At 61.8% G+C, this 13465-nt stretch carries 4 protein-coding genes and 4 pseudogenes; 4 read left to right on the top strand and 4 right to left on the bottom strand.

Annotation, left to right across the window (positions count from 1 at the left end):
* Positions 1–230: 230 nt before the first annotated feature.
* Together ACERZ8_RS02625 and ACERZ8_RS02620 are read left to right on the top strand one after the other, a co-directional pair.
* Entirely contained in the window at positions 231–2561 is a 2331-nt protein-coding gene (locus ACERZ8_RS02625; protein WP_407590562.1) for a mechanosensitive ion channel family protein, read from the top strand.
* A 92-nt stretch (positions 2562–2653) separates the two neighbouring features.
* Positions 2654–4668, top strand: a pseudogene (locus tag ACERZ8_RS02620) (DEAD/DEAH box helicase).
* A 24-nt stretch (positions 4669–4692) separates the two neighbouring features.
* Here ACERZ8_RS02620 and ACERZ8_RS02615 read toward each other — a convergent pair.
* The 4 genes and pseudogenes from ACERZ8_RS02615 to ACERZ8_RS02600 all read right to left on the bottom strand — a co-directional run bounded on the left by ACERZ8_RS02615 (position 4693) and on the right by ACERZ8_RS02600 (position 10556).
* Positions 4693–5844, bottom strand: a complete 1152-nt coding sequence (locus ACERZ8_RS02615) for an ABC transporter permease (protein ID WP_407590561.1) — start codon at positions 5842–5844, stop codon at positions 4693–4695.
* 4 nt (positions 5845–5848) lie between these two features.
* Positions 5849–6877, bottom strand: coding sequence for an ABC transporter permease (locus ACERZ8_RS02610; RefSeq protein WP_407590559.1), 1029 nt, complete (start codon positions 6875–6877; stop codon positions 5849–5851).
* A pseudogene (locus ACERZ8_RS02605) lies at positions 6874–8795 on the bottom strand (ABC transporter substrate-binding protein). Before ACERZ8_RS02605 ends, ACERZ8_RS02610 begins: the two are co-directional and overlap by 4 nt.
* Positions 8788–10556, bottom strand: a pseudogene (locus tag ACERZ8_RS02600) (ABC transporter ATP-binding protein). The pseudogenes ACERZ8_RS02605 and ACERZ8_RS02600 overlap by 8 nt, the downstream one beginning before the upstream one ends.
* Before the next feature lie 144 nt (positions 10557–10700).
* On the opposite strand from ACERZ8_RS02600, the gene ACERZ8_RS02595 reads away from it, so the two are divergent.
* Positions 10701–11198, top strand: coding sequence for a class I SAM-dependent methyltransferase (locus ACERZ8_RS02595; protein WP_407590557.1), 498 nt, complete (start codon positions 10701–10703; stop codon positions 11196–11198).
* A 174-nt stretch (positions 11199–11372) separates the two neighbouring features.
* Positions 11373–13465: pseudogene (locus ACERZ8_RS02590) on the top strand (FAD-dependent oxidoreductase).

Raw genomic sequence — 13465 nt, 5'->3', positions numbered from 1 at the left:
CTTCATTGGTTGGTAGCGCACTGCGCCCCGTGTTTTCAAGTCATAGGCCGTATTGCCGACCAACCGCCCGATAACGGTCAAAAGCGCAAAACGCCTGACCCGCCAACGCGCTATGGCACGTAAAAGTTCACATTGCAAAACAAGCGCGTTCACATTTAGCGCAGAGTGCAATTGTTTTTGCACCTGTGCAGCGCTAGCGTCACCGTGCTTGATTATGGGGCGGGGCCAAGATGAAGAAGAACGCGATTTGGGTGCTGATGGCCGCGGCCCTTATGTGGACCATTGGCCTTTTGCCCCTGCCTGCGCAGGCCCAGGGGCTGACCAGCCTGATCGGCAGCGCCGAAGACAGCAGCCCATCAGAGATCGACGAGGTGATGCGCGCAGCCTCCGAAAATGGTGTGAGCGTCGTTGTGATCGACACCAATGGGCGCGTCCTGACGGATGTCGAAGCCGCGGCGGCCGACGCGGAATCGCAGGATATGGGCAGTGCGCTGATGTCCATTCAGGACGACGCGATGGCCTTTCGCACCGCCCTGACAGACGGCTTTCGCAACCTTCCGGCGTCGTTCAACGAAGTGCTTTACATCCTGAGGGCCACGAGCCCGGACGGCACGATTTTCGCCTATTTCGAGGTCTTGTACCTGTCGCTGGGCCTGCTGGGCATCGGCATCCTTTTTCAGAACGAAGTCTATGGCAGGCGCATCATCAAGCGATTTGTCGTCGGGCGCATCATGGAAAATCCCGTAGGTTACGGGCAAAAGATGCCCTTCCTGATGTTCCGGTTCTTCATGGGTCTGATCGGCATTCTGGTGTCGATTGCGGTGGCCTTTATCGTCGGGACAATCATCTTTGGCCCGCTCGAAAACCCGGCGCTGCAGTTCACAGCGACGATGATCAACATCGCCTATTTCGTGATCCGCGTTGTGGCCAGCGTCTGGCGCATGATCCTGTCGCCTTACCTTGCGCAATACCGCATTCCGATGCTGTCGGACCGGGATGCCAAAAAGCTGTATATCTGGCTGTATGTCGGCACGTTTCTGGGGATTTCCACCGTGCTGTTCGGCGTGTGGATCCGCGAACTGGGCCTGAATTACGAAGTCTATGTTTTTCTGCTGTCGCTGCTGTCCTTTGTCGCGATGGTGCAAAGCATCCTGATCGTGCTGTTCAACTGGCGCGCGGTGACCGAGGCGATCCTGAATGGCACCGCGCCCGAGGCGGCCAGTTGGGCGTTGCGCACCCTGTCGCGCATCTGGGCGCCGATCAGCATTGTCTTTTGCCTGTTTGCCTGGGGCGAGCAGACCTTTCGTCTGGTCCTTGGCGATGCGGACGGGGTGCCGTTGCTGGTGGGCAGTTGGCTGATCATTACCACGATTGTCGTGGTGTATGGTGTGCTCAATTTCTACATCGAGCGTGGTTTTGCGCGCCGCCGCTATCTGCGCGAACATCAGGCCGATGACGCCGTCGAAGGCGGGCAAGACGCAGCGCCTGCCGGCCCGCCCCGTGGCCAGTTGACCTCGTTTGAGGATCTGGCGCGGCGCATCGCGGGCATCATCGCATTTGTGGCGGGCAGCTATGCCTTTATCGGCATGTGGAGCCCGGGCGTTGGTATTGAAACAGGCAGCATTGCCGAGCGGTTGCTTGATATCGTGGTCATCATCTTTCTGGGCTACATCGCCTATTATGCCTTTCGCATCTGGATCGACCGCAAGATCGCGGATGAGCAGGGCGATATGGGTGAGGGTGAGTTGGGTGACGAAGGTGGCGGCACCAGTGCGTCGCGTCTGGCGACATTGCTGCCTTTGTTCCGCAACTTCATGCTGATCCTGATCGTGCTGACCATCTTCCTGATCACGCTGATGGAGATGGGCGTGAATGTCGGCCCGCTTTTTGCCGGTGCCGGTATTCTGGGTGTGGCCGTGGGGTTTGGCAGCCAAAGCCTTGTGCGCGACATCTTTTCGGGTGCGTTTTTCCTCTTTGACGATGCGTTCCGGCGGGGTGAATACATCGACGTGGGCGGTGTCAAAGGCACGGTCGAAAAGATTTCCGTGCGCTCGTTCCAGTTGCGCCACCACCTTGGCGCGCTGCACACCATGCCCTTTGGCGAGATTCAGGTGCTGACAAACTATTCGCGCGATTGGGTGATCATGAAACTGCCCCTGCGCGTCACCTACGACACGGATGTTGAGCATGTGCGCAAGCTGATCAAGAAGCTGGGCGTGGCGCTGCTGGATGATCCGGTGATTGGCGAGAACTTTATACAGCCCCTGAAATCGCAGGGCGTGATCGAGATGCAGGACAGCGCGATGATCATCCGGGTCAAGTTCATGACCAAGCCCGGCGATCAGTGGCTGGTGCGCAAGAAGGTCTATGAGGAAATCCGCGAATTGTTCGCGCGCGAAGGCATCAAGTTTGCCCATCGCGAAGTCACCGTGCGTCTGGCGGACGACAAAAAGCTCGACGAATTGACCGACGAAGACCGCAAGGCGATCACCGCCGCCGCCCAGGCCTCGATCGAAGAAGACCTGATGGAAGGCGGCGCGCAGGACGGAGACGACCGATAAAGCCCCTCGACAAGCGGACGCAAAGGGCATAGGCGCGCAGGCTTGGCGGCGGGCCTGTGCCCGTGGCCCTCGCTTTGACAGGACCTGACCCCGTGATCACACCGCTCCAGACCGCACTGACCGCCCGCGGCTATACCGACCTTACCCCTGTGCAAGAGGCTGTGACTGACCCGGACCTTGTGGGCGCTGACCTTCTGGTGTCGGCCCAGACGGGATCGGGCAAGACGGTGGGATTTGGTCTGGCGCTGGGCCCGACGCTTTTGGGAGATGAGCCACTTTTCCAGATGGCGGATGCGCCGCTCGCATTGGTCATTGCCCCCACGCGCGAATTAGCGATGCAGGTCAAACGCGAGCTTGGCTGGCTTTACGGTGAGACGGGCGTTGTCATGGCGTCCTGCGTTGGCGGCATGGACATGCGCGATGAAAAGCGCGCCCTTGCCCGTGGTGCACACATCGTCGTCGCCACACCGGGGCGGTTGCGCGATCACATCATGCGCGGCTCTATTGATCTGAGCGCCATCCGCGGCGTTGTGCTGGACGAAGCGGACGAGATGCTTGATCTGGGCTTTCGCGAAGACCTTGAATTCATCCTCGGCGAATGCCCGGACAGCCGCCGCACGCTGATGTTTTCGGCCACGGTGCCTGCGCAGATCGCGAAGCTGGCCAAGACCTATCAAAAAGACGCCATCCGTATTGCCACCACCACGGGCGAAAAGCAGCACGCCGACATCACCTATCAGGCGATGATGGTGGCCAATCACGACGCCGAAAACGCGATCATCAACGTGTTGCGGTTCCACGAGGCGCCCAATGCCATTGTGTTCTGCAACACCCGCGCGATGGTCAACCGCGTCACCACGCGTCTGTCCAATCGCGGGTTTTCCGTTGTGGCGCTGTCGGGGGAATTGACCCAAGGCGAGCGCACCAACGCGCTGCAGGCGATGCGTGACGGGCGCGCGCGGGTCTGTGTGGCCACGGACGTGGCGGCGCGCGGGATCGACCTGCCCAACCTCGATCTGGTGGTGCACGCCGAACTGCCTTCCAACCACGAAACACTGCTGCACCGTTCGGGTCGGACGGGCCGTGCGGGCCGCAAGGGCACTAGCGCGCTGATCGTGACTGCCAAGGTGCGGTCCAAGGCCAACCGCATCCTGAGATCCGCGCAACTTGATGCGGAATGGATCGACGCGCCGTCTGCCGATGCTGTGCGCGCCGCGGATGAAACCCGTCTGATGGATGATCCCATGTGGACGGATGAGATCGCAGAGGGCGAGGCCGAGATGGTCGCCAAATTTGTCGACGCCTTTAGCCCCGAACAGCTTGCCGCCGCAGTGCTGCGCATCCATGGCCTGCGCCATTCCGCGCCTGAACACCTGTCGGCTGTCGGTGGTGGCGACAAGGCGCCCAAGGCGCGCGCGCCCTTCGGGCCGAGCACGTGGTTTTCCGTTACCGGCGGGCGCGATCAGGGCGTCGAAGTGCGCCGCCTGCTGCCCATCATGTGCAATGCGGGCGACATCACCAAGGACGACATCGGCGCGATCCGCATTCAGGGTGATATGTCCTATGTGGAGTTGAAGACCGAAGCGGTCGCAGGCTTTGTCCAGAACCTCGGGGATGCGATGCAGGTCGAAGGCGGGGCCAAGGTCACACAGCTTGACGGTGTGCCGGATGCGGCCAGCCAGCCCAAGCCACGGTTTGAAGGCAAGCCCGGTGGCAAGCCCAAGCGGGACTATGGCGACAAGCCCAAACGCGACTATGGTGACAAACCCAAACGTGGCTTTGCCGATGCGCCCAAGCCAAAGAAGCCTTCGGCCAAAAGGTCTGGGACCCGGATGCAGCACCTGCGCCAAAGCCGCGCAATGATGCCGCCCCCATTGACTGGAACGACACCTCGACCCCGAAACCACGCAAGCCCAAGCCGGGGACCAAGCCCAAGGGCAAACCGGGTGGGAAAAAGCCGTTCGCCAAGGCGCCGAGCACCATGGAAAAAGCCGTCCAGGATGGCAGTGTCAGCGCGCCGAAAAAGGCCAAGTGGAACAGCAAGAAGAACAAGGCCCGCCGTGCAGCCGCGCAAGGTGGCGGACAGCCCCCCAAACGCAAAGGGTAGGGTGGGGTTTCACCCCACCACGCCTTAGCTGTAGGGGTCCAGACTGTCGCGCAGACCGTCGCCAAGGAAGTTGAACGCCAGCACCACGATGATGATCGGCAGCATCGGGATCGCCGTCCAAGGATAAATCTCGATACTTGCGAGGTTCTGCGCGTCGTTCAGCATCACACCCCAACTGACCGCAGGTGCGCGCAGGCCGAGACCAAGGAAGGACAGCGCGGTTTCGCCGAGTATCATCGCGGGGATGGACAGCGTGGCCGATGCGATCAGGTGCGACATGAAGTTCGGCAACAGGTGGCGGCGGATCACGCGGCCCGGTTTGGCCCCCATCATCTCTGCTGCTCTGACATATTCTTCCTCTCTCAGCGAGAGGAACTTACTTCGCACCGCCCTGGCCAGCCCCGGCCAATCCAGTAACCCGAGTATGATCGATATGATGAAGAAGACCGACACCGGCCCCCAATTGCTGGGCACCGCCGCCGATAGGGCCAGCCATAGCGGCAGTTCGGGAAGGGAGCGCAGGATTTCGATGGCGCGGTTCACGACCCAGTCGATCCAGCCCCCGAAATAGCCTGCAATCGCGCCGAACCCGATGCCGAGAATAAAGGACACCGTGATCCCGATGAGGCCCACGGTCAGCGATAGCTGCGCGCCATAAGAGATGCGCGAGAACACGTCCCGTCCAAGCCGGTCAGAGCCGAAGATGAACACTGTTGCCCCTTCGGGTGCGCAGAACAGGTGTCGTTCTGATGGGATAAAGCCAAAGAGGTTGTATTCGGATTTCTTGCAGAAGAACTGCAACGGCATCGGTCGGGTCGTATCCGTGGTGTAGGTCCAGCGGTAGTTTTCCAGATCGGCAAACGCCTCGGTCGGATAGACAAAGGGGCCGATGAATTCATCCTCGTGCCAGAACCGGATCGCCTGTGGCGGGTGGTACAGGTATTCGGCGCTGCGTTCGTTGGGCGTGTAGGGCGAAAAGAAGCCGGCGAACGGGATCGCGAGGTAGGCCAGAAACAGGAAGATGCCCGAGATCAGGCCCAGCCGGTGCTTGCGGAACTTGCGCCAGACCAGCAGCCAGTTGGGGGCGTCCATGTCCGTGCGGTCAAGCGCGGACAGGTCCACATTTGGATCGTAGGGGGCGTCGTCGATAAAGCGGCCGTCGGGAAGGTTGCTCATGTCTTTATCCTTCTCGCGCGCCGTAGCGGATGCGGGGATCAAGCAGCACCAGCAGGAGGTCGGAAATCATCGTGCCGATCAGTGTCAGCAGGGCCACGAACATCAGAACGAAGGCGGCTAAAAACTGATCCTGCGATTTGAGGGCCGTCAGCAGGGCGGGCCCGATTGTCTGCAACCCCAGCACCACCGACACAAGGACGGACCCCGACACCATCGCGGGCAGAAGGTTGCCGATGTCGGCCACGAACGGGTTGAAGGCCATGCGCAGCGGGTATTTCGTCAGCAGCTTGGTGGGGGCAAGGCCCTTGGCCTGCGCGGTTTCGACGTAGGGTTTGGAAAGCTCGTCCAACATATTGGCGCGCAGGCGCTGCATCATGCCTGCGGCCCCGGACGTACCGATCACGAAGGTCGGTACGATCAGGTGGATCAGGATGGATTGGAGTTTGGCAAGGGACATCGGCTCGCCCTCGAACTCGGGCGACATGAGGCCGCCGATGGGCAGGCCGAGGTATTTGTGTCCGTAATAGAACAGCATGAGGGCAAGCAGGAAGTTGGGCGTGGCCAGACCCAGATAACCGACAAAGGCCGTCGTGTAGTCGACCCATGTGGCAGAGCGTGCCGCCGCCAGCACGCCAAGGGGCAGCGCCACCAGATACACAAACAGCACGGCGGAGAGGTTCACCAGAACCGTCAGCCACAGCGCGTCGCCGACGATATCCGCGACGGGCGCGTCAAATTCGAAGGACCAGCCGAAATCCCCCTGCAACAGACCGGAAAACCCCTGTGGTCCGGGGATCGCACCCACCCAGATCAGGTATTGCTGCCACAAGGGCCGGTCGAGCGCATATTCGGTGCGCAGGAATTCGGCCTTCGCGACTCCTTCCGCCTGACCGGTGGCGCGCAGTTCGGCGATCTGGTTGGACAGGTAGTCACCGGGGGGCAGGTTGATGATGATGAACACCAGCACCGACACCACGGCCAGCGTCAGCAGCATCGTCAGCAGCCGCCACACGGCGTAGCGGATGAACATCATCTCGAAACCTGCGCGATCTGCTCGTCGTCCGAGAAATAGAACTCATCCACCCGGTGCACACCGAAATGGGCGCCCGGATCCCATGCCCATGCGCCGTATTCGGGCACATTACGCAAGCGGTCTGACACGACAACGGGTTGGGGGCTTCGGACAGGATGCCGATGCCGAATTGCTGATCGGCGTGAATGGCCAGCATCTCGCGCCAGATGTCGGCGCGCCTGGCCTCTACGTTGGTTTTCTGCCACGCATCTTTCAGTTCCATCAGACGCTTGGCGGGGGCGAGGTCGATGGGTTCACCTGCGGCGCCGCGCGTCTGGTAATACTGACCCCACTTGGGCCAGGCAAAGAACACCTGATCGGTGGGCGCAAGATAGTCGGGCGGGGTGAAGGCCTGTGGAATGCCATTGTCCCAACCGAACCACACAGCCGCCATTGTCACGCCTGAGAACACGCGGTTGCGCAGGATGTCGCGGTCGAGCGGGCGCATGATCAGTTGAATTCCGAGATCGCGCCACGTGTCGGTGATGATGGCCAGTGCATTTTCGACCTCTTGCCGCTCGCCCGCGGTTTCGATCACGAACTCCATCGGGCGACCATCGGGCAGCAGGCGGATGCCCGCCTTGTTGCGCGTCGTCAGCCCCATTTCGTCCAGCAACTGGTTGGCAAGGCTAGGGTTGTAGATCGCCCATTTGGTCAGGTTCTTGCTGTCAAAGAACGGGCTTTTGGCGAGCGCGGTCATCCCGCCCTCTTTGCCCAGCCCGAAATAGAGGGCGCGGTTGATCATGCGCCGATCAATCCCCATCGACAGAGCGCGCCGGAAGCGGGCATCGCGTATGACGTCGCGCCAGACCGGATCGGCAAAGTTCAGGTTGGGATAGATGGCAATCTGGCTCGCCGCGCCATTGGACCACAGGTAGGTCCGGTAGGGTGCGCCGTCTTTTTCGCCTTTCTTGAGGATGGAGACGTCGCGGAAATCGAGGCCCCGGGCCTGAAGGTCGGATTCGCCCGCGTTGGATTTCGCCGCGACCAGTCCCGACCCGACAATGCCCATTTCAACGACGTCGATATAGGGCAGTTGCGTGCCGCGCGCATCCACGCGGTGGAAATAGGGATTGCGGATAAACAACTGCCGCGAGGACGTGCCGCTGGCCACCATCCACGGCTGCAACGTGGGCAGGGCCGCGTTGTCGAACTGGTACATGTTGTCCATCTTGTTATGCAGCGGCGCCCAGCTGCGCACCCGCTTGGCGTCGATCATCGCCTCCATCGCCTCGGGCGTGTTGAAATCAACGTGGAACTGTTTGAGGTAATGTGAGGGGCGGAAGATGAAGGGCGGCGCGGCCTGCGCCAGCGTCTGCAGGAACATCGGATTGGGGCGCGGGAAGGTCACAACGACCGTATGTTCATCCGGGAATGACATCGTCCCGAATTCGTCCCCCGCCCGCATGATTTCGGGTGGCCCATTGGGGCTGAGGTTTTCGTTCTGGGCGACGTGTTCCCACCAATACCGGAAATCTTCGGAGGTGAAGGGCGCCCCATCTGACCAGCGGTGACCGGGGCGCAGATGCAGGGTAAAGACGCGGCCCTGTTCAACCTCGACGTCGCGCAGGATGTCGGGCTTGAGCTGGTAGTTCTCGTCATATCCCACAAGGCGGGCATAGCCGTAGACAACCATCTGGCGGACGTCCTTGGACCGCGTGACCATTGTGCGCAATGTGCCGCCCTGGGTGCCAAAGGTGCGCCCCTTGGCCTCAAGATCGACGATCAGCGGCGTGTCGGGGATGCGCATTGCCGCCGGGTCCATATTGCCCTTGCGGATTTCGCTTTCCCAGAACGGGCTTTCCTGCACGACAGGTTGGGCGACGGCAGGCAGGGCCACGAGGGTCGCAAGGATCAGGGCACTCAATCGGTTAAACATGGCAACGTACCTTGTGTCCGGGCTCGACCTGGATGAGGTCGGGCGCATCGAGCCCCTCAAAACGGAATTCTTCACCCCAGCCGCTGGGCGATCCCGCACCGCGCGACACCAGTTCCAGATCGATCGGGCGCGTCAGGTCCGGTTCGGGCTGCGCTGCGATCAGGGCCTTGGTGTAGGGGTGGCGGGGGCTGTAAAACAGAGTGTCGGGCGGGGCCTGTTCGACGACAACCCCCTGACGCATCACGGCCACTTCATCGGCGATGCGGGCCACAACGGCCAGATCGTGGCTGATGAACAGATAGCTCAGCCCCATCCCGTCGCGGATGCGTTCCAGCAGCGTCAGGATCTGATCCTGCACCGACACATCCAGCGCCGAGGTGGGTTCGTCACAGACCAGCAGAACCGGGTCCAGTGTCAATGCGCGCGCGATGGACAGGCGTTGGCGCTGACCGCCGGAAAAGGCGTGGGGGTAGCGTTTGAGCATGTCGGGGTTCAGCCCGACCCAGCGCAGCATCTCGGCCGCCTTGTCGCGCCGCGCCGTCTTGTTGCCGATCTTGTGGATTTCCATCGGTTCGGTCAGCGCCTCCTGCACCCGCATTCGGGGCGAGAGGGAGGAATAGGGGTCCTGAAACACCATTTGCGCCTGCCGCTGAAAGGCCACCTTTTCTGCGCGGCTGAGCGCGGTGATGTTGATCGGATCGCCCTTGGCGTCCGGGCGGAACAGAACCTGCGAGCCTTCGTCCGGCACTTCGGCCCCGAGCGCGATGCGCGCGCATGTTGTCTTGCCTGACCCGCTTTCGCCGACCACGGCCAGCGTCTTGCCGCGTGGCAGTTTCAAGGACACGTCGCTGCAGGCATGCACCAGCTTGCGTTCGCGCCACCCCCTGCACGCACGGCATAGGTTTTGGAGACGTTTTTCAGCTCAAGGATCAGATCATCCTCGACCACGGGGGCCGAGGGTTCGGCGACCTGCGGGATCATCGGGGCGGCGGCAAAGAGTTTCTTGGTATAGCCGTGTCCCGGCGCGCCAAGCACAGCCGCGGCTGGCCCGCTTTCCATCACATGCCCCTTGTTCATGACCACAACGCTGTCAGCCATGTTGGCCACCACGCCCAGATCGTGGGTGACAAGGATCATCGCCATGCCGGTGTCGCGCTGCAAGTTCTTCATCAGGCCCAGCACTTGCGCCTGCGTCGTCACGTCAAGCGCGGTTGTGGGTTCATCCGCGATCAGCAGTTCGGGCTTGGCCACCATCGCCATTGCGATCATCGCGCGCTGGCGCATGCCCCCCGACATCTCGAACGGATAGGCGCGAAAGGCCCGTTCGGCATCTGCAAAGCCGACGCGCTCGAAGGTCGCCAGCACATCGCGCTTGGCCTCGGCCGGCGACATGTCGCGGTGCAGGGTCAGCACCTCGGCGACCTGATTGCCGATCCGGTGCAGCGGAGACAGCGAGCGCATTGGTTCCTGAAAGATCATGGAAATCACATTGCCGCGAATGGCCCTGATCTCTTTCTTGCCAAGAGTCAGAAGGTCGGTGCGCGCGGCCCCTGTGCCGAATTCCACCGAACCGCTGCGCAACTGTGCGGTGCCCGGCAGGATGCGCAGGACCGAACGACAGGTCAGCGTCTTGCCCGACCCGCTTTCGCCCACAAGTGCCAGCGTTTCCCCGGCATCGACCGAGAAATTGACGCCTGCCACCACCGGGGGTGCCTCGCCAAAGCCGATCGACAGGTTTCTCACGTCCAGCAGGGGGGCCATATACCGTCCTTTGTTGCGCAGGCATGCCGAAGATCAGTCAACCCGATTCCGACAGTCACGTCCATACACAGGTTATGTCGCGATTGTTGCTACACATTTTCGAGAATCTGGACCATCTAAGTCAAAAGCCAAAGGAATATGTGCATGACCCAAAGCCGCCTTGATCTGTTTGTCGACCGGATGGTGTCGCAGCGGGCCTGTCTGGACCACGCCGCGCGCGCCATTGCAGATTTGCCCGGGCCGGTGTTCGAACTGGGTCTGGGCAATGGGCGCACCTATCACCACATGCGCCATATCATGCCTGCGCGTGACATTTTTGTGTTTGAGCGCGCCGTTGCATCGCATCCCGACAGCACGCCGCCCGTTGACATGGTGTTGCTGGGCGATGTGTTTGATACTTTGCCCGCAGCGCTCAAACGGTTCGGGGCCACGGCAACCCTGATCCACGCCGATCTGGGCGGGCATGACAGGGTCAAGAATGACATCTTTGCCCGTAATGTCTCTCCGCTTGTGGAGCCGTTGTTGGCGGTGGGCGGGCTGATGGTATCCTCGGACCGGATGTACTTTGAGCGTCTTGTGGAACAACCCCTTCCCGACGGCGCAGTGCCCGGGCGCTGTTTCATCTATCGCCGCGAGGCCTGAGCTTCGGCGCGTGTTGTTGACTGAACCTCCGGGCGGATTTTTCCCAATCAGAGAAGATGGACGTGGCGTCGGTTTTGCGAGGGCTTGCCCTTTTGGCCGCGTGTCTTAGGCTGAACAGGTGCATGTGGAAGTGCGGCGCGTGGCCCGCACCTGCCAGCAACACCGGGAGGTTCCATGAGCGACAAGATAGCCTATTCCCGCCACGGCGATATCGCGGTGCTGACGGTTCAGAACCCACCCGTGAACGCGCTGTCCCAGGCGGTGCGTCAGGGCCTGTGGGACGGCATGGACAAGGCCGAGACCGACGCGGGCGTGCGCGCGGTGCTGATCGTGGGCGAAGGGCGCGCGTTCTTTGCCGGGGCCGATATCACCGAGTTTGGCAAGCCGCCGCTTGAGCCTTACCTGCCTGACCTGATCAATCGGATCGAAGCCTCACCGCTGATTGTCGTCGCCTCGATGCACGGGGTCTCGCTTGGTGGCGGGCTTGAGGTCGCGCTGGGCTGTCATTACCGCATCGCGGTTGCCTCGGCCCGCGTGGGTTTGCCCGAGGTACACCTTGGTCTGCTGCCCGGTGCAGGTGGAACGCAACGCCTGCCGCGCCTGACGGGTGTTGAAGCCGCCTTGGATGTGATGACCACGGGTCGCCAGATCGGGGCCCAAAAAGCGCATGAGCTTGGCATTGTTGACGTGATCAAGGACGGCGACCCCAAGGAGAACGGCATCGCCTATGCCGAAGGCTTGCTTGCGGATGGCGCGGGTCGGCGCGCGGTGAGCGAGTTGCCCTTGCCTGACCCCATTGACTGGGATGCGGCCTTTGAGGCTACGCTCGCCCGTTCGAAAGGTCAGGTGTCGCCTGCGTGGTGCGTGCGTGCCATTCAGGCCGCTTACGAGAACGACTTTGCCGGAGGTCTGAAGGCCGAACGCCAGATCTTCTTTGACCTCATGCAGACAGACCAGCGCAAGGGCATGATCCATGCGTTTTTCTCGGAACGCGCAGTGGGGAACCTGCCCGAACTCAAAGGGATTACACCCCGGCCCTTGGACGACATCGGTGTGATCGGCGGCGGCACCATGGGTGCGGGGATCGCGACGGCCGCCCTGTTGGCGGGTTTGCGGGTTCACATGCTGGAGATGTCGCCCGAGGCAGGCGAAGCGGCGCGCGGGCGCATCGCGGGCAATCTGTCCGGTGCGCTGAAACGCGGCAAGATCAGCGTGGATCAGCATGACGCGATGCTGAACCGCGCCCTGACAGTGACCACCAGCTATGACGCGTTGGCGGAGGTTGATCTGGTCATCGAGGCGGTGTTCGAGGACATGGAGGTCAAGAAAACGGTGTTCGCTGAACTTGATCGGGTGTGCAAGCCGGGGGCGGTGCTTGCCTCCAACACCTCCTATCTCGACATCAAAGAGATTGCCGCGACAACCTCGCGCCCTGCGGATGTGCTGGGTCTGCACTTTTTTCGCCTGCACATGTGATGAAGCTGCTTGAGGTGGTGGTTGCCGATGCGACCGCACCTGATGTGGCGGCGACCGGGTTCGCGCTGGGCAAGGCGCTTGGCAAGATCAGCGTGCGTGCCGGGGTGTGCGACGGCTTTATCGGCAACCGCATCCTGTCGACCTATCGCACCTGCGCCGATCACATGATCCTTGACGGGGCCTCGCCCTATCAGATCGACATTGCACTTGAGGCGTTCGGCTTTGCGATGGGGCCGTTTGCGGTCGCTGACCTTGCGGGCCTCGACATCGGCTGGGCCGTGCGCAAACGCAAACGGGCCGAAGGGCTGGACCCGCGCGCACGCGACGCGGGCTATGCCGACAGGCTGTGCGAAGACGGGCATTTCGGCCAGAAGACCGGCAAGGGGTATTACGACTATGCGGCAGGCCCCAAGGCGCGCGTGCCCAACCCGGATGTCATGCCGCTGATCGAGGCCGAGCGGGCCGCCCAAGGCATCACCCCTCGCGATTTTTCGGATGAGGAAATCGTGCGCCGTTACATGGCGGCCATGGTCAACGAAGCGGCCAAAGTTGTGGGCGATGGCATCGCGCGCCGCCCGCTGGATGTCGATATGACGCTGCTGTTTGGCTATGGCTTTCCGCGCTATCGCGGCGGGCCGCTGAAATGGGCGGATATTGTCGGGCTTGAGGGGCTGCTGGCCGATATCAGGACCTATGCCGCAGAAGACCCCTATTTCTGGCAACCCGCCCCGCTGCTTGAACAGTTGGTGGCGACGGGCCGTACTTTCGATGATCTGAACAAGGAAGGCTGA

Origin of the sequence: Tateyamaria armeniaca, from assembly GCF_045797845.1 — a bacterium.
Lineage (GTDB): Bacteria > Pseudomonadota > Alphaproteobacteria > Rhodobacterales > Rhodobacteraceae > Tateyamaria > Tateyamaria armeniaca.
The sequence above is the reverse complement of the archived record's forward strand: the minus strand, read 5'-3'. Positions and strand labels throughout refer to the sequence as shown.